Source organism: Streptomyces hokutonensis, assembly GCF_042751305.1.
Lineage (GTDB): Bacteria > Actinomycetota > Actinomycetes > Streptomycetales > Streptomycetaceae > Streptomyces > Streptomyces hokutonensis_A.
In genome coordinates this window covers 78,541-95,006 of record NZ_JBHYWD010000027.1, presented here as the reverse complement: position 1 = coordinate 95,006, position 16,466 = coordinate 78,541, and the positions used below count along the sequence as shown (strand labels likewise).

Annotated in this window: 13 protein-coding genes and 1 other RNA gene; 7 read left to right on the top strand and 7 right to left on the bottom strand. The window is 67.9% G+C overall.

Translation table 11 applies throughout. From position 1 onward, the window contains the following. Positions 1-432 precede the first annotated feature (432 nt). A complete protein-coding gene (gene prfB, locus ACFXC1_RS43550; protein WP_093627227.1) occupies positions 433-1,539 on the top strand; it encodes a peptide chain release factor 2 in 1,107 nt (368 codons plus the stop codon). Between the two features lie 311 nt (positions 1,540-1,850). Then, on the top strand, positions 1,851-2,468 hold the full coding sequence (locus tag ACFXC1_RS43545) for a hypothetical protein (RefSeq protein WP_381253904.1): 618 nt from the start codon (positions 1,851-1,853) through the stop codon (positions 2,466-2,468). Between the two features lie 96 nt (positions 2,469-2,564). On the opposite strand, the gene ACFXC1_RS43540 is transcribed toward ACFXC1_RS43545, so the two are convergent. Further along, positions 2,565-2,756: a hypothetical protein gene (locus ACFXC1_RS43540; protein WP_019056429.1), complete on the bottom strand. Its 192-nt coding sequence runs from the start codon at positions 2,754-2,756 to the stop codon at positions 2,565-2,567. Positions 2,757-3,007: 251 nt separating this feature from the next. Here ACFXC1_RS43540 and ftsE point away from each other — a divergent pair, with 251 nt between their 5' ends. The 5 genes from ftsE to ssrA all read left to right on the top strand — a co-directional run bounded on the left by ftsE (position 3,008) and on the right by ssrA (position 7,004). Then, positions 3,008-3,697 carry a cell division ATP-binding protein FtsE gene (gene ftsE / locus ACFXC1_RS43535; protein ID WP_019065989.1) on the top strand — a complete coding sequence of 230 codons (690 nt, stop codon included), beginning with the start codon at positions 3,008-3,010 and terminating at the stop codon, positions 3,695-3,697. Between the two features lie 55 nt (positions 3,698-3,752). Next, the gene (ftsX, locus tag ACFXC1_RS43530; protein ID WP_381253900.1) at positions 3,753-4,670 is read left to right on the top strand and encodes a permease-like cell division protein FtsX; all 918 of its coding nucleotides are present in this window, start codon (positions 3,753-3,755) and stop codon (positions 4,668-4,670) included. Positions 4,671-4,737: 67 nt separating this feature from the next. Further along, positions 4,738-5,922: a S41 family peptidase gene (locus ACFXC1_RS43525; protein WP_381253898.1), complete on the top strand. Its 1,185-nt coding sequence runs from the start codon at positions 4,738-4,740 to the stop codon at positions 5,920-5,922. Between the two features lie 46 nt (positions 5,923-5,968). Continuing rightward, positions 5,969-6,511 (top strand): SsrA-binding protein SmpB, encoded by a 543-nt coding sequence (gene smpB / locus ACFXC1_RS43520; protein ID WP_043259227.1) that lies wholly within the window; start codon positions 5,969-5,971, stop codon positions 6,509-6,511. 105 nt (positions 6,512-6,616) lie between these two features. Then, positions 6,617-7,004: a transfer-messenger RNA gene (ssrA, locus tag ACFXC1_RS43515) on the top strand. Between the two features lie 51 nt (positions 7,005-7,055). Here ssrA and ACFXC1_RS43510 read toward each other — a convergent pair. From ACFXC1_RS43510 to ACFXC1_RS43485, 6 genes are read right to left on the bottom strand one after another with little or no spacing between them, the layout of a single operon-like run. Next, entirely contained in the window at positions 7,056-9,968 is a 2,913-nt protein-coding gene (locus ACFXC1_RS43510) for a glycoside hydrolase family 3 protein (RefSeq protein WP_381253894.1), read from the bottom strand. A 44-nt stretch (positions 9,969-10,012) separates the two neighbouring features. Further along, on the bottom strand, positions 10,013-11,023 hold the full coding sequence (locus tag ACFXC1_RS43505) for a LacI family DNA-binding transcriptional regulator (RefSeq protein WP_381253892.1): 1,011 nt from the start codon (positions 11,021-11,023) through the stop codon (positions 10,013-10,015). After that, a complete protein-coding gene (yicI, locus tag ACFXC1_RS43500) occupies positions 11,023-13,263 on the bottom strand; it encodes an alpha-xylosidase (RefSeq protein WP_381253889.1) in 2,241 nt (746 codons plus the stop codon). Before yicI ends, ACFXC1_RS43505 begins: the two co-directional genes overlap by 1 nt. 15 nt (positions 13,264-13,278) lie before the next feature. Beyond that, positions 13,279-14,103 (bottom strand): carbohydrate ABC transporter permease, encoded by an 825-nt coding sequence (locus ACFXC1_RS43495; RefSeq protein WP_381253886.1) that lies wholly within the window; start codon positions 14,101-14,103, stop codon positions 13,279-13,281. Next, positions 14,100-15,059, bottom strand: coding sequence for a carbohydrate ABC transporter permease (locus tag ACFXC1_RS43490; protein ID WP_381253883.1), 960 nt, complete (start codon positions 15,057-15,059; stop codon positions 14,100-14,102). The genes ACFXC1_RS43495 and ACFXC1_RS43490 overlap by 4 nt, the downstream gene beginning before the upstream one ends. Next, positions 15,056-16,324 carry an ABC transporter substrate-binding protein gene (locus ACFXC1_RS43485; protein ID WP_381253880.1) on the bottom strand — a complete coding sequence of 423 codons (1,269 nt, stop codon included), beginning with the start codon at positions 16,322-16,324 and terminating at the stop codon, positions 15,056-15,058. The genes ACFXC1_RS43490 and ACFXC1_RS43485 overlap by 4 nt, the downstream gene beginning before the upstream one ends. Positions 16,325-16,466 lie beyond the last annotated feature (142 nt).

Sequence of the window (16,466 nt, the reverse complement as noted above, 5' to 3'; positions counted from 1 at the left end):
CCGCCGCCCCTACCCGTCCCATCCCAGGGGGCTGCCGCCCCCAGCCCCCCGCTTCGGCCTGAACGGCCTCGTCCTCAAACGCCGGACGGGCTGAGTGACGCGACCGGGATTGAGAGGCCGAGTCGGACGGGCTGGGGGTGGCGCGCCTCTCGGTCTGCCGAGTCGGGCGGGCTGGGGTGATGCGGTTCTCGGCCGACCGAGTCGGCCCGCGGTTCGGCTCTGCACGGGTCTCGTCCTCAAGCGCTGGACGGGCTGGGGGTGGCGCGCCTCTCGACCGACCGAGTCGGACGGGTTTGAAGTGGGTCACCTCTTGAGGGACCGAGTCGGGTGGTGGGTGGGCAAAGGCCGGGGGTCCGGGGGCGGAGCCCCCAGGGACGGTCAGGCGCCGCAGGCTCGGCGCACCCCGCTTGGCGGAGCCGTTACGCTGGGGGCGTGGCAGTCGTCGATGTTTCCGAAGAGCTCAAGTCCCTCTCCTCGACCATGGAGTCGATCGAGGCCGTCCTGGACCTGGACAAGCTGAGGGCAGATGTCGTCGTCCTTGAGGAGCAGGCGGCAGCGCCCTCCCTGTGGGACGACCCGGAGGCGGCGCAGAAGGTCACCAGCAAGCTGAGTCACCTCCAGGCCGAGATCCGCAAGACCGAGGCCCTGCGCGGCCGGATCGACGACCTCTCGGTCCTCTTCGAGATGGCCGAGGAGGAGGACGACCCGGACACCCTCGCCGAGGCGGAGAACGAGCTGGCGGCGGTCAAGAAGGCGCTGGACGAGATGGAGGTCCGCACCCTCCTCTCCGGCGAGTACGACTCCCGCGAGGCTGTCGTCACCATCCGCGCGGAGGCCGGCGGCGTCGACGCCTCGGACTTCGCCGAGAAGCTCCAGCGCATGTACCTGCGCTGGGCCGAGCGCCACGGCTACAAGACGGAGCTCTACGAGACGTCGTACGCCGAAGAGGCCGGCATCAAGTCGACCACCTTCGCCGTGCACGTCCCGTACGCCTACGGCACGCTCTCGGTCGAGCAGGGCACCCACCGGCTGGTCCGGATCTCGCCCTTCGACAACCAGGGCCGCCGCCAGACCTCCTTCGCGGGTGTCGAGATCCTGCCGGTCGTCGAGCAGACCGACCACATCGAGATCGACGAGTCCGAGCTGCGGGTGGATGTCTACCGGTCCTCCGGTCCCGGCGGTCAGGGCGTCAACACCACCGACTCCGCGGTCCGCCTCACCCACCTGCCCACCGGCATCGTCGTCTCCTGCCAGAACGAGCGCTCGCAGATCCAGAACAAGGCCAGCGCGATGAACGTGCTCCAGGCCAAGCTCCTTGAGCGCCGCCGCCAGGAGGAGCAGGCCCGGATGGACGCCCTCAAGGGCGACGGCGGCAACTCCTGGGGCAACCAGATGCGTTCGTACGTCCTGCACCCGTACCAGATGGTCAAGGACCTGCGCACCGAGTACGAAGTCGGCAACCCCGAGGCCGTGTTCAACGGCGAGATCGACGGCTTCCTCGAGGCCGGAATTCGCTGGCGCAAGCAGCAGGAGAAGTAAGTTTGTCGATAAGGCAACTGCCGCCCACCGGGCGGCAGTTGCCTTTTGCTTTCCCGTCCTGCTCTTCGATGTCCGGGTTTTACATCACACTCACAGGTTCCATCCCCCAGCAAAGAACCCGTAGTTGGACATCGCGCTCGCAACGGCCTTGACGTTGCTGTGAAAAATGGGAAGGGTGAAGCGTGGCATGCGTGTCTCCGGGGCGCATGTGAACCGGGGGAGTCGAGCTTTCGCCAGCCGCTACCCCTGTCGATCACGGCCCCGGACACCGACGCGCCACTGACGACGAGCTACATGGGGGTAGCAACCTAATGACGAAGAAGACGCGGATCCGTGTCGCGCGCATAGCGGCGGGCGCGATCATCGCCGCCGGCGCCTCGCTGACCGCCGCGGGTGCCGCATCGGCGCTCGACCTGGGCGTGACGCTGAACGCGACCACCGCCGACGACCCCGCGCCCGGCGACGGGACCGAGTCCGGCGACCCGGGCTCGACTCCGCCCGCGACCCCGACCGACTCGAGCATCCCGACCGCGCCGGACAGCACGCCGCCGGCCACCCCGCCGTCCACGCCGGTCTCGACGCCTCCCACCGACGAGCCGACCGAGCCCACGGACAACCCCACCGAGCCGACGGACGAGCCCACGACCGACAGCCCGTCGGACGGCAGCACCAGCGGCTCCGGCACCGGCTCCACCGGTGGCAACAACACCGACCCCGACGGCGGCTCCTCCGCCCAGGAGGCGGGCACCTCCGCCCTCACCGACACCGGTTCCGACACCTCGGCCCAGGGCAGCGGTGACGAGCTGGCCGAGACCGGTGCGGGCCAGACCGCGTTCCTGCTGATCGGCGCCGCGACGATGATCGCCGGCGGCATCGCCTTCCGCGTCCTCCCGCGCCTCGGGAACGGCCGCAACGGCACGGTCGCCTGACGGTAGCCGTCCGCGTACGGACCGTACGTGCGTCGTACGACGAAGGGCCCGGAGCTTGTCGCTCCGGGCCCTTCTGCGTGTCCTTGTCCAGGCCGCCTACGCGGTCTGGTGCGCCACCAGCGCCAGCGCCGCGATCAGCACCGCGAGCAGGGCGATCAACGCCATGGGGTTGAGATTGCCCCACGGGTTCTCCTGCTGCAGCCGCGCGCGGTTCGCGCGGCAGACGGGACAGCGGCCCTCGTTCACGGGCGCCGCGCAGTTCGCGCACACCAACCGGTCGTACGTCATGCGCTCGCCCTCCTTGCACCGGCTTTCACAGACACAACGCCTCGGGAAACTAGAACGTTCCCCCTCCACTGTGCCAGGTTCCGCGGGATTCGGCGCGGCTCGCCTTATCCTGCCCCGACCTTGTACGTTCCAGCCCTTCAGATCCGCGACAAAACGTGCAAGCCTCGCACAACCCCGGAGGGCGACTGCGCGGGCCCACCCGGGTCGCGTATGGTCACGCTCACCTACCCCCGGCTACCCGTGGTGCTCCCGTGATCCGATTCGACAGTGTCTCCAAGGTCTACCCCAAGCAGACCCGCCCCGCTCTCAGGGACGTCTCCCTGGAAGTGGAGAAGGGCGAGTTCGTGTTTCTCGTGGGGTCCTCCGGCTCCGGAAAGTCCACCTTCCTGAGGCTGGTCCTCCGCGAGGAGCGGTGCAGCCAGGGCCAGGTGCACGTGCTGGGCAAGGACCTCGCCCGCATCTCCAACTGGAAGGTGCCGCAGATGCGCCGCCAGCTGGGGACCGTCTTCCAGGACTTCCGCCTGCTGCCCAACAAGACGGTCGCCGAGAACGTGGCCTTCGCCCAGGAGGTCATCGGCAAGTCCAAGGGCGAGATCCGCAAGTCCGTGCCCCAGGTGCTCGACCTCGTCGGCCTCGGCGGCAAGGAGGACCGGCGGCCCGGCGAGCTCTCCGGTGGTGAGCAGCAGCGCGTGGCCATCGCGAGAGCCTTCGTGAACCGGCCCAAGCTCCTCATCGCGGACGAGCCCACCGGCAACCTCGACCCGCAGACCTCCGTCGGCATCATGAAGCTGCTCGACCGGATCAACCGGACGGGCACCACCGTGGTGATGGCGACGCACGACCAGAACATCGTGGACCAGATGCGCAAGCGCGTCATCGAGCTGGAGGGCGGCCGCCTCGTCCGTGACCAGGCGCGTGGCGTCTACGGCTACCAGCACTGACCGCCGTTCGACCGCCGTCTGATGTCCGTCCACGGAAAGGCCTGAAGCAGCCGCCATGCGCGCCCAGTTCGTACTGTCCGAGATCGGTGTCGGTCTCCGCCGCAATCTGACGATGACCTTCGCGGTCGTCGTCTCCGTAGCCCTGTCCCTGGCCCTCTTCGGCGGCTCGCTCCTGATGAGCGACCAGGTCACCACGATGAAGGGCTACTGGTACGACAAGGTCAACGTCTCGATCTTCCTCTGCAACAAGAGCGACGCCGAGTCCGACCCCAACTGCGCCAAGGGCGCGGTGACCGACGACCAGAAGGCGCAGATCAAGTCCGACCTCAGCAAGATGTCGGTCGTCGAGAAGGTCGTCTACGAGTCGCAGGACGAGGCGTACAAGCACTACAAGGAGCAGTTCGGCGACTCCCCGCTGGCCAGTTCGCTCACCCCGGACCAGATGCAGGAGTCGTACCGCATCAAGCTCAAGGACCCGGAGAAGTACCAGGTCATCGCGACCGCCTTCGACGGCCGTGACGGCGTCCAGTCGGTGCAGGACCAGAAGGGCATCCTGGACAACCTCTTCGGCCTCCTGAACGGCATGAACTGGGCCGCCCGCGCGGTCATGGCCCTCATGCTCGTCGTCGCCCTGATGCTGATCGTCAACACCGTGCGCGTCTCGGCGTTCAGCCGTCGGCGCGAGACCGGCATCATGCGCCTGGTCGGCGCCTCGGGCTTCTACATCCAGGCCCCGTTCATCATGGAGGCCGCGGTCGCCGGCCTGATCGGCGGCACGGTCGCCTGCGGATTCCTGGTGGTCGCCCGGTACTTCATCATCGACCACGGCCTGGACCTGTCCCACAAACTCAATCTGATCAACTTCATCGGCTGGGACGCCGTCCTCACCAAGCTCCCGCTCATCCTCGCCACGAGCCTCCTGATGCCCGCGCTGGCAGCGTTTTTCGCGCTGCGCAAGTATCTGAAGGTGTGACGCATGCCAAGAGGGCCGTACGGGCAACCGCCCGTGCGGCCCTTCCCGTTGTCCTAGACTCACCGCCATGTCAGGCCGTGACCTGTTCTGTCAGCCCCGCCGCATCCGCCGCGGGGCAGCCCTGACATTGGTGTTCGCGAGCGTGCTGGTCGCCGGTGCGGCGACCGGGTCGTTCGAGGAACCCGTCCCGCCGGACCGTAAATCGGCGTCCGGTACGGCCCGTTCGGCGCCCATCGCCAAGCACGAGGACGTCGCGAAGGCCGCCGCCGAGGCGAAGGCCGACGGCAAGTCGCCCATGGAGGCCGCCGAGCGCGCCGTCAGCCGCAGCGGAGACCGGTGGGGCGCCGTGTACTCCCAGGGGGAGTACGAGGAGTTCGAGGAGGCCCTCGACGGCCAGTACACCGGCGTCGGGCTCTGGGCCCGCCGGGAGCGCGACGGCCGGATCGAGGTGACCAAGGTGCAGTCCGGGTCGCCCGCCGCCACCGCGGGGATCCTCAAGGGCGACCGGCTGCGCACCGTGGACGGCGAGAACGTCGACGGACAGCCCGTCACCGAGGTCGTGGCCTTACTGCGCGGCGACGCCCAGGACGCCGCCGCCGGCACCGCCGTCACCCTGGGCCTGGAGCGCGGCACGCGCGCGTGGAGCGTGACCGTACGGCGCGCCCGCCTCTCCACCGACTCCGTGACCGTCACCAGACCCGCCGACGAGGTCACCGTCATCAAGATCTCCGCGTTCACCAAGGGCGTCGGCGACATCGTCCGCACCGCCGTCCGCCAGGCCCCCGCCGACTCCGGGTTCATCCTCGACCTGCGCGGCAACTCCGGCGGCCTGGTCGCCGAGGCCGTCACCACCGCCTCCGCCTTCCTCGACGGCGGCCTCGTCGCCACGTACGACGTCGACGGCGAGCAGCAGGTCCTGCACGCGGCCACCGGCGGCGACACCACCAGACCCCTGGTCGCGCTCGTCGACGGCGGCACGATGAGCGCGGCCGAGATGCTCACCGGCGCCCTCCAGGACCGCGGCCGCGCGGCCGTCGTCGGCTCCAGGACCTTCGGCAAGGGCTCGGTCCAGATGCCGAGCCAACTCCCCGACGGCGTCGTCGCCGAACTCACCGTCGGCCACTACCGCACCCCCTCCGGCCACACCGTCGACGGCCGGGGCATCACCCCCGACCTCGATGTCACCGCGCAGGGGCAGGCCGCCGTAGAACGCGCGGAGACCGTATTGAGCGGCCTCGGGGACGCTTCGTAATCGCCTTTCCCTCATGGCCCCTGGTAGTGCGAAAATGGGCAGCACTATGAGCAAGGGAATGTACGTACCCAAGGAGTCCCAGCCCAAGCAGGGCGGCGGGGCCGCGAAGGCCAAGGACGGCAAGCGCAAGATCGTCGCGCAGAACAAGAAGGCCCGGCACGACTACGCGATCGTCGACACCTACGAGGCCGGGCTCGTCCTGACCGGCACCGAGGTCAAGTCGCTGCGCCAGGGGCGCGCCTCGCTGACGGACGGCTTCGTCCAGATCGACGGGGGTGAGGCGTGGCTGCACAACGCCCACATCCCCGAGTACAGCCAGGGCACCTGGACGAACCACACGGTCCGCCGCAAGCGCAAGCTGCTGCTGCACCGCGAGGAGATCGACAAGCTGGCGTCGAAGTCGGAGGAGACGGGTCACACGATCGTGCCCCTCGCCCTGTACTTCAAGGACGGCCGGGCGAAGGCCGAGATCGCGCTCGCGCGAGGCAAGAAGGAGTACGACAAGCGGCAGACCCTGCGCGAGAAGCAGGACCGCCGGGAGTCGGACCGCGCGATCGCCGCCGCGAAGCGGAAGCAGCGGGGCGAGTAGCCACGGGGAATACGGTGGCATCGGCGTGCGTTGGTCACGTACGATGGCTACTGCACCCCACAGCGGGTGCGTGCTCCTCTTCGGAGGGGTTTGAAAAAACAACATGGGGATGATCGGTTTCGACAGCGGCTGTCGAAGCAGGTGAAGCGTGTCGAGGAAGCGGCAATGATCTCGTTAACCATATGTCGCAACCAATAATCGCCAATTCCAAGAGCGATTCCCAGTCCTTCGCCCTCGCTGCCTAATAACAGCGACTGAAGGACCCTAAAAGGGTGTCAGACCGGGGATGTTCCCGACCCGGACCCTGGCATAATCTAGGGAACTAAACCATCGGGCCCGGTCACGGGGTCCGGTGGGAAATCAAACAGTGACTGGGCCCGTCGGCGACTTGTTCGCGTGATTGCCGGGGCCGAGAAAAGCACAGCGAACTGCACACGGAGAAGCCCTGATTCTGCACCGGTGGACGCGGGTTCGATTCCCGCCATCTCCACTCATCCCATGTGGGTAAAGCCCCCGCTGTTTCGGCAGCGGGGGCTTTTTCCTGTCACTGAACGGAGAAGGTCGACATTCGTAGGCCGTTGGTGAGCACCAGATACACGTCCGTACGGCCTTTCGCCGCACCCGACAGATCCGCGGTCACCGTCTCGTAGTCGTACGACGACGAAGTCGCCGCCGTGTGAACCGTCCCCGCGAGCCTTCCCGTCGGGGAGCCGAGCCGGACCTCGATCGCGCCGGCGGCCGTGCCCGCCACCCGCGCCGTGAACGTCCTTGCCCCCGCGCCCAGTTGGGTGTCCGCGAACTTCAGCCACGCGCCGTCCGCCGCCGCGCCCACCGCCGTGCCGCTCGCCTTGGACTCGTCGACGAGGTGGACGGCGGAGTAGTCGTCGAAGTTCTCGGCGCGGGTCGTCCGGGACAGGTTCCGGGGCGGGATGGTCTCCCCGTGGACCTGCCAGGTCGTACGGGTGCGGATGTCGGCGGAGGAGGCTCCGGCCATGACGTCGTACGTGCCGGATTCCACGACCCATTTCGAGCGCGTGACGTCCCAGTGGGCCAGGTCCTTCTGCTGGATCTTCAGGTGGACTGTCTTTGTCTCCCCGGGCTTGAGCGAGACCCGTTGGAAGGCCTTGAGCTGTTTCAGGGGTTCCTTGTCGCGGGACGTGCGCTGGTGCGTGTAGAGCTGGACGACCTCGTCGCCCGCTCGTGTGCCGGTGTTGGTGACCGGGACCTCGTAGCCGCCGGCGACGGGTTTCAGGGTGCCGTAGCGGAAGGTCGTGTACGAGAGGCCGTAGCCGAAGGGGTAGAGGGGTGTGCCCTGGAAGTACTGGTAGGTCCGGTCGGACTTGATGATGTCGTAGTCGAGGATCGACGGGAGATCCGAGGACGACTGGTACCAGGTCTGGGTGAGGCGGCCGGACGGGTTGACGTCGCCGTAGAGGACGTCGGCGAGGGCGTTGCCCGTCTCCTGTCCGGCGTGGGAGGTCCAGAGGAGGGCCGGGACTTCCTGCTGGACGGCGCCGAGGGTGGTCGGGTAGCTGTTCTCGACGATCACTACCGTCTTCGGGTTGGCCTGGTGGACCGCCTTGACCAGGGCCTCTTGCGAGGGGGCCAGGGACAGGTCCGTGCGGTCGTGGGCCTCGCGGCCGTTGATCGACGGCATGGAGCCGATGACGACGACCGCCGTGTCCTTGCCCTTCACCGCGGTCACGGCGTCGTCGATGCCGTCGCGGACCACGTCCTTCGCGTAGTGCGCCGCCTGGTCCTTGGGTACTAGACCCAGGGTGCCGTTCGCGTCGGTCGGGCCGAGGTAGACCGGGTTCGACCACCAGGACTCGGACGTCTCGTAGCCCGCGTACTTCAGCAAGTACGTTCCGTCGTCCTGCTGTTCCAGCTTGAACTGCTGCTGGACGTACCAACCGTTGGGCTGTGTCTGGTCGTTGACGAAGTTCGACCAGTTGTAGCCGACGTACTTGCCGTTGGCGGCCGAGCGCAGGGTGACGATGCCCGAGCCCCAGTCGAAGGCGTCGAACTGGGCGCTGATTGTTGGGGTGTTGGTGGTCTCCTGCAAGGGGGCACCCGTGTCGCCGGTGCCGGCCGTGACGTACTTGCCGGTGGTCGTGTCGCGGAGGGCGATGCGGTCGACTCCCTCGCTGGTGGCCACGGGTGTCTTCAGTTTCGCGGCGATGCCCTGTGCGGGGGTGACGGCGTAGGGGAGCGTGCCGGAGTACCAGTCGGTGTAGAGGGTGTCGGCGAGGGGGCCGACCACCGCAACGTTTTTCTGTGTCGCTTTCAGTGGAAGTGACGCACTTTTCTTGAGCAGTACCGTCCCCTCGGCCGCCGCCTTGCGCGCCAGCTGCCGATGCGCCGGGCTGTCGATGACCGACGCGTCGATCGAGCCGTACTTTCCGCCGCCCGGGTCGAACTCGCCGAGCCGGACGCGGACGGACAGGATGTCCGACACTGCCTTGTCGATGTCCGACACCTTCAACAGGCCTTGTTGCAGGGCCGAGTTGATCGCCGTAGACGTCGGGCCCGGGTCCGCGCTGTTGTCCGTGAAGCTGTCGACGCCCGCCTTGAGCGCCGCCGCGTCGCCCTCCGCGATCGTGGGGTAGTACTGCTGCGGTGACACGAGGTTGCCGGGGGCGAAGGCGTCGGTGACGTTCAGCAGGTTCTGGTCGGTCCAGGTCCTCACCACGTCGTTCAGGTCCGGATTCACCGTGGCGGGGCGGCCGTTGACCAGGTTGTACGAGGTCATCACGCCCGTCGCCGCGTCCGCCTCTATCGCCGGTTTGAAGGCGGCCTCGTCGTACTCCTTCTCCACCCGCGGGCGCAGGTCGGAGGAGGTGGTCGCGCGGTCGACCTCGTTGTTGTAGGCGAGGTAGTGCTTGAGAGTGGGGGCGGTCTTGAGGTGGTCCGGGTCGCCGCCGGTCAGGCCCTCGCCGTAGGCTGTGGACAGGGCGCCGGTCAGTTCGGGGTCCTCGCTGTAGCCCTCCTCGTTGCGGCCCCAGCGCGGGTCGCGCAACAGGTTCACCACCGGGGCCCAGAGGTTCAACCCCCAGCCGTCCGGGCGCTGTTGCTGGAAGCCGCGGGCCTCGTCGCCGACCGCCGAGCCGACCTGTTCCATCAGCGCCGGGTCCCAGGTGGAGGCGAGTCCGATGGCCTGCGGGAAGACGGTGGCCTTGCCGAGCCAGGCGACGCCGTGCAGCGCCTCGGTGCCGGTGCGGAAGGACTGGATGCCGAGGCGCGGGATCGCGGGTTCGTACTGGTGGAGGAGGGAGATCTTCTCGTCGAGGGTCAGTCGGCCGAGGAGGTCGTCAACGCGGTTGGTGACGGGGAGAGTCGGGTCGCGGAAGGGATACGGGGTGGTGTCGGCTGCCGCCGGGACCGTCGCACCCAGGGCGGCGATCAGGGTGAACGCCATGACGAGTGTGGTTCTGTGTCTTCTTCTCGTGCCTCTCATGTCGCGGCTCCTTCGGGTAGGGCCTTGCTCCAACGGTGTTGAGGTCAGGGCGCGTTGCGCGGTGCCGTGCTCGCGCGTTCCGTCAGCCGGGGTGCGAGCAGCGTCGCGTCGGGCACGGTCTTGCCGCCCAGCTTCTTCATCAGCAGCTCGACGGCGCGGGAGCCGAGTTCGGCGGCGGGCAGCGCGACCGAGGTGACCGGGACCCGTACGGACTCGGCGAGTTCGTGGGGACAGATCGCGGTGATCGAGAGGTCGCCGGGGACGCGCAGGCCCAGCTGCTCGAAGGCGTCGACGAGGGGTTCCAGAAGCGGTTCGTTGTGGACGACGACTCCGGTCAACGCGGGCTGCTCGCGCAGCAGTTGTTCGGCCACGGCGGCTGCCGCGGCGGGTGCCGGCTCGCAGGGGTGGACGCAGGTGATGAGCCCGTTGCGGTGCGCGGCGGCCGTGAAGCCCTGAACGACCCGCTGGGCGAAGGCGGTTCGGCGGACATACACCTCGGGCGGCGATCCGACGAGGGCGACGACGCGGTGCCCGAGCCCCGCGAGCCGCTCCACGCACAGCTCACCGGCCGCCCTGAAGTCGAGGTCGACACAGGTCAGCCCGTCGGCCTCGGCGGGGAAGCCGATCAGCACGGACGGCCGGTCCAGGGAGCGGAGCAACGGCAGCCGGGGGTCGTCGAGTTGGACGTCCATCACGATCATCGCGTCGACGAGTGCCGAGTCCGCGACCCGCCGCAGGCCCTCCTCGCCCTCCTCCTGGGTGAGCAGCAGTACGTCGTGGTCGTGGCGGCGGGCCGTGGTCGCCACCGACATCGCGAACTGCATGACCACGGGGACGTGGATGCCGGTGCGTAAGGGGATGACGAGGGCCAGCACGTTCGACCGGCTGCTGGCCAGGGCGCGGGCACCGGCGTGCGGCCGGTAGCCCAGCTCCCGGATGGACGCCTCGACGCGCTGTCGGGTCTCCTCGGAGATCGGGCGCTTGCCGCTCAGCGCGTACGACACGGTGCTGGGGGAGACCCCGGCGTGCCGGGCCACATCGGTGATCTTCACCATCAGCCCAGCTCCAGGGTCAGAAACCCGCTGCCCGGCTTCGACCGCTCCCCGGCGGCCAGCGCCCACGCCACGGACGCGTCACTGCACGACGCCCGGAGCGTGTCCCCCTCCCGTACGACGGTGAACGTCACGTCGCCGACCGGCACCGTCACCTGCGCGCCCCGCTCCAGGCCGTACGCCCGCAGGGTGACCCCGTCGGCATAGTCGTAGTCGGGCCGGTCGCTCACCGCGCCGACCGGGATCACCGCGCCCGGCCGGACGAGGAGCGGCACGCTGTCGAAGCCGTGCTGCTCGCGCACCCAGCGCGGTCCGGTGACCGTGCGGCCGGTGAGGTAGTGGGTCCAGGTGCCGTCGGGGACGTAGTACGAGACGTCGCCGTCGTCGCTGAAGACGGGCGCGACCAGCAGATCGCTGCCGAGCATGTACTGCCGTTCCAGATGCGCGCACCCGGGGTCGTCCGGGAACTCCAGGACCATCGCCCGCATCATCGGCACGCCCTCGGCGGAGGCGGTGCGGGCGGTCTCGTAGAGATAGGGCATGAGGCTCAGCTTGAGGCGGGTGAACTGCCGTAGTACGTCGACGGATTCCTCGTCGAAGAGCCACGGGACCCGGTACGAGGAACTGCCGTGCAGGCGGCTGTGGGAGGACAACAGGCCGAAGGCCAGCCAGCGTTTGAAGAGGGCGGGGGTCGGGGTGCCCTCGAAGCCGCCGATGTCGTGGCTCCAGTAGCCGAAGCCGGACAGGCCGAGCGAGAGGCCGCCGCGCAGGGACTCGGCCATCGACTCGTACGTCGCCTCGCAGTCGCCGCCCCAGTGAACGGGGTACTTCTGGCTGCCCGTTGTTGCCGAGCGGGCGAAGACGACGGCCTCGCCCTCGCCCCGGTGTTTGCGCAGGACGTCGAAGACCGTGCGGTTGTAGAGGTAGGTGTAGTAGTTGTGCATCCGCTCGGGGTCCGCGCCATCCGCGTAGGCGACGTCGACCGGGACCCGCTCGCCGAAGTCGGTCTTGAAGCAGTCGACGCCCTGCGCGAGCAGCGCCTCCAGTTTGCCCGCGTACCAGTCGCGGGCGGCCGGGCTGGTGAAGTCGACCAGGGCCATGCCCGGTTGCCACAGGTCCCACTGCCAGACACTGCCGTCCGGCCGGCGCAGCAGATGCCCGAGCGCCTTGCCCTCGGCGAAGAGCGGCGAGCGCTGCGCGATGTACGGGTTGATCCAGACGCAGATGTGCAGCCCGCGGTCCTTCAGCCGGGCGAGCATGCCCTCCGGGTCGGGGAAGACCCGCGGATCCCACTGGAAGTCGCACCAGTTGAACTCGCGCATCCAGAAACAGTCGAAGTGGAAGACGGAGAGCGGGAGTTCACGCTCCCGCATGCCCTCGATGAACGACGTCACCGTTTCCTCGTCGTAGGAGGTGGTGAAGGACGTCGACAGCCACAGCCCGAACGACCAGGCGGGCGGGAGCGCCGGGCGGCCGGTGAGGGCGGAGTACTTGCGGAGGATGTCCTTGGGAGTCGGGCCGTAGATGACGTAGTACGTCAACTGCTGGCTCTCCACGCTGAATTGCACCCGGGACACCGCCTCCGAGCCGACCTCGAAGGAGACCCGGCCGGGGTGGTCGACGAAGACGCCGTAGCCCGCGTCGGTCAGATAGAACGGGACGTTCTTGTAGGCCTGTTCGGTGGCGGTGCCGCCGTCGGCGTTCCACATGTCGACGACCTGGCCGTTCTTGACGAGCGGGCCGAAGCGTTCGCCGAGTCCGTAGACGGATGTGCCGACTCCCAGGCCGAGTTGCTCGCGGAGGTAGTGCGCGCCGGTCGCGTCCCGCATGATGCCCATGCCCTTGGGGCCGCTGCTGGTGAGGGTGCGGCCGTGGGCGAGGAAGTCGACGTGCCAGGGGCCGGTGCGGGCGACTTGGACCGACAGTGCGCCGGAGGTGAGGGTCGCGCTCTCGTCGTCGTAGGAGGTGTGTACGGCGAACTCGTCCTTCCGCACGTCGAATTGGGGGCCGCGCGGCTGTTCGCCCTCGAAGTGGGTGAAGGTGACGCCGATGACGTCGGGCATCGGGGAGTGCGCGCTGATCGTCACGACCGGTCCCTTCAGCAGGTCGCCGCGGTGGCGGATGGGCATCGTGGGCGCGTGGATCTCCAACGCGCCGTCCGGGGCGGTGACATCGAGGACCTCGACCGGGTGGGCGGCGGTGACGCCCTCGCGCAGCAGCCAGTAGCCGTCGGTGAACTTCATGTGGGGGTCCCCTTACTACTTGACGGCACCTACGGCGATGCCGCGCGTGAGGGTCCGCTGGAAGACGAGGAAGAAGACGATGGCGGGCAACACACCCAGCAGGGCAGCCGCGTTGGTCATCGTGGCGTCCATCAGGCGCTGGCCCTGGAGGACACCGAGGGCCACCGACACGGTCTGGTTGTCGTTGGAGATCAGCATGACCAGGGGGAGCAGGAACTCGTTCCAGGTCCAGATGAAGAAGAAGACCAGGAGGACACCGATCGTGGGGCGGCTGACCGGGACCACGATCCGCCACAGCACCTGCCACTTGTTGGCGCCGTCGATCCGGGCGGCTTCGAGGATCTCGCGGGGGAACTGGCCGAGGACGGACGAGAGGAGATACGTGCCGAACGCCGCCTGGATCACCGTGAAGACGATGATCACGCTCAACCTCGTGTCGTAGAGGCCGACTTGCTTGCTCAGGTAGTAGATCGGGTAGACCAGCGTCTCCTGCGGCAGCATGTTGGCGAGGACGAAGAAGGCCAGGACCCAGGTGCGGCCGCGGATACGGCCGATGCCGATGGCGTAGGCGTTGAGGACGGAGAGGGCGGCCGCGAGGAGGGCGACCGAGCCGCTGATCAGGACCGAGTTGAAGAGTTTCTGGCCGTAGTCGACGCGCTGCCAGAAGTCCTTGAGGCCGTCCAGGTAGAGGCCGTGGGGAAGGCTGAGCGGGCCGTGCTCGGAGTACTCGGCCGGTGACTTCACGGCGTTGATCAGGACGATGAGGAACGGGACGACCATGAAGAGGGCGGCGATGCAGAGGGCGATGAGCACCGGGTAGCGGCGCAGGGCGGTCGTCATGCGCGGTCACCTTCCTCCGCGCGGGTCTGGAGTTTGAGGAAGGCGAGGGAGAGCACGAGGATGATCACGGTCAGCACCGTGGAGATCGCGGCTCCGTAGCCGACCTGGGTCTTCTCGAAGAAAGTGGTGAAGGAGAAGTAGGACGGGACGTCGGTCGCGCCGCCCGGGCCGCCCTTCGTGAGGACGTACACCGCGCCGAACACCTTGAGCGCGGCGATCGTGCACCAGGTGAGGACGACGTAGATCTCGGGGCGGATCTGCGGCAGCGTGATGTGCCAGAAGCGGCGCCACCAGCCGGCGCCGTCCAGCTCGGCGGCCTCGTAGAGCTGGGGGTCGACGCGTTGCAGGCCGGCCATGAACACCACGAGCGGGAAGCCGAGTTGGACCCAGACCATGACCCCCATGACGCTGTAGAGCGCGATGTCCGGGTCACCGAGCCAGTCCTGCTGCCAGGAGCCCAACCCGACCGCTTTCAGCAGGGTGTTGAGGGAGCCGTTGTCCGGGGCGAGGATCCAGCTCCACACGATGCCGGCGACCGCGATCGGGAGCACCTGCGGGAGGTAGAAGCAGGCGCGGAGGATCGAGGCGATACGGCTGCCGAAGTGCTTGCCGACGTAGTCGAACAGGGCGGCGGCCAGGACGAGTCCGACGATCGTCGGTACGGCGGCCATCGCCACGACCATGAACAGGCTGTGCCGGAAGGACGCCCAGAACTCCGAATCGTCCAGCAGGTCACGGTAGTTGGCGAGGCCGGTCCACTTGGGGTCGCCGACGCCCTGCCAACTCGTGAAGCTCACGGCCGTGTTCATCAGGAACGGGACGACGATCACGGCGAGCGCGGCGAGGGCGCCGGGGAGCAGGAACAGGGCGTACGAGTCGCGGGGGCGAGGGCGGCGCGGGCCGGTGGTGTGGTGCCTGTTGCCGGCCCGCGCGCCCTTCTCGACGGTGACCGTCATGTCGACGGAACGCCCTTGTCGTACGACTTCTGGAGGTTGCTGAGATAGGCGTCCGGTTTCTCGCTGCTCGTGATCAGCTTCTGGGTCTCGGAGACGAGGACGTCGTAGAAGCCGGGGACCGGCCAGTCCGGGTAGAAGGCCAGACCGTCGCGGGCAGTGAGGGTGTTGAAGTTGGCGATGAGTTCCTTGGACTTGGGGTCGGTGATCGCGGAGGTGTCGGCCGCGACCGGGATGCCGCCCTTGTTGCCCATCAGGTTCTGGATCTTCTTCGACAGGGTGATGTCGATGAAGTCGTAGGCGAGTTGCTTGTTCTTGGCGCCCTTGGGAACGACCCAGATGTTGCCGCCGGAGCCGAGGGTGAGGTTCGAGTCGGGCCAAAGGGTCGTGCCCCAGTCGAACTTGGCCTCCGTCTGGAAACGGCCGTACCACCAGCTGCCGGAGAACAGGATCGGCGCCTTGCCCTGGATCCAGGAGACACCGGCGTCCTCGGCCTTGGTGGAACTGGAGGTCTTGGCGATGTAGCCCTTCTTCACCCAGTCGGCGAAAGTGGTCGCCGCGTAGGTCCAGGCCGGGTCGTGGAAGTCCGTCTTCCCCTTGTACAGCTCGTACTTGTCGACCCAGGCGCGGTCGGCCTTCGACAGCGCGAGCTGGTAGAGGTACTGCTGGGCCGGGTACTCGGCGCCCGCGTTGGCGAGCGGGGTGACGCCCTTCGCCACGAACTGGTCCATGGCGGCGGTGAGTTCGTCGAACGTCTTCGGCTCGGCGATCTTGTACTTCTTGAAGAGGTCCTTGTTGTAGTAGACCATCGTGTACTCGCCGTAGTCGGTCACGCCGTACCACTTGCCGGAGCCCATCACTCCGTTGGTGTCGTACAGGTCCGTGGTGCCGACGCTCTTGGGGATCTTCTTGTCCCAGCCGCGCTTCGTAGCCTCGGCGGTGAGGTCGGTGAGCAGGCCCTGCTTGGAGAGCAGGCCGGCGGTCGCGTTGCCCTTGTTGTACTCCATGACATCCGGCGCGTCGGAGGAGTTGAGGACCATCGGAGCCGTCTTCTGGATCTGCTCGAACCCCTTCTCCTCGAACTTCACCTTCACGCCCGGATGCTGGGCCTCGAACTCCTTGATGGCCTCGTTCCAGGCCACGCCCATCGCACTGTCCGGGCCCTCGTAATGCCAGAGCTTCAGGGTCTTGCCGTCTGAGGAGCCGCTGTCCGAGTTGCCGCAGGACGTGAGGAGCAGGGCTCCTGTCACGATCACCGCAGCCGTCATCGTTCGCCTTCGGGTCGTCAACATCCAGGGCCTCCGGGGGAGTCGGATGGGTGTCGAAGCGCTTCGATGAAGGAACGTATGTAGGCGGTGGTGGTGCGTCAATGGGTTAGGCGGAGATTGGCGCAAGCGGTTCGATGAGTTG

Excerpts from the sequence above, each read along its gene's own strand:
- ACFXC1_RS43545 (WP_381253904.1), top strand. The coding sequence starts at position 1,851 with ATGACGAAGAAGACGCGGATCCGTGTCGCGCGCATAGCGGCGGGCGCG.
- ACFXC1_RS43540 (WP_019056429.1), bottom strand. The coding sequence starts at position 2,756 with ATGACGTACGACCGGTTGGTGTGCGCGAACTGCGCGGCGCCCGTGAAC.
- ftsX (WP_381253900.1), top strand. The coding sequence starts at position 3,753 with ATGCGCGCCCAGTTCGTACTGTCCGAGATCGGTGTCGGTCTCCGCCGC.
- ACFXC1_RS43525 (WP_381253898.1), top strand. The coding sequence starts at position 4,738 with ATGTCAGGCCGTGACCTGTTCTGTCAGCCCCGCCGCATCCGCCGCGGG.
- smpB (WP_043259227.1), top strand. The coding sequence starts at position 5,969 with ATGAGCAAGGGAATGTACGTACCCAAGGAGTCCCAGCCCAAGCAGGGC.
- ACFXC1_RS43510 (WP_381253894.1), bottom strand. The coding sequence starts at position 9,968 with ATGAGAGGCACGAGAAGAAGACACAGAACCACACTCGTCATGGCGTTC.
- ACFXC1_RS43505 (WP_381253892.1), bottom strand. The coding sequence starts at position 11,023 with ATGGTGAAGATCACCGATGTGGCCCGGCACGCCGGGGTCTCCCCCAGC.
- yicI (WP_381253889.1), bottom strand. The coding sequence starts at position 13,263 with ATGAAGTTCACCGACGGCTACTGGCTGCTGCGCGAGGGCGTCACCGCC.
- ACFXC1_RS43495 (WP_381253886.1), bottom strand. The coding sequence starts at position 14,103 with ATGACGACCGCCCTGCGCCGCTACCCGGTGCTCATCGCCCTCTGCATC.
- ACFXC1_RS43490 (WP_381253883.1), bottom strand. The coding sequence starts at position 15,059 with ATGACGGTCACCGTCGAGAAGGGCGCGCGGGCCGGCAACAGGCACCAC.
- ACFXC1_RS43485 (WP_381253880.1), bottom strand. The coding sequence starts at position 16,324 with ATGACGGCTGCGGTGATCGTGACAGGAGCCCTGCTCCTCACGTCCTGC.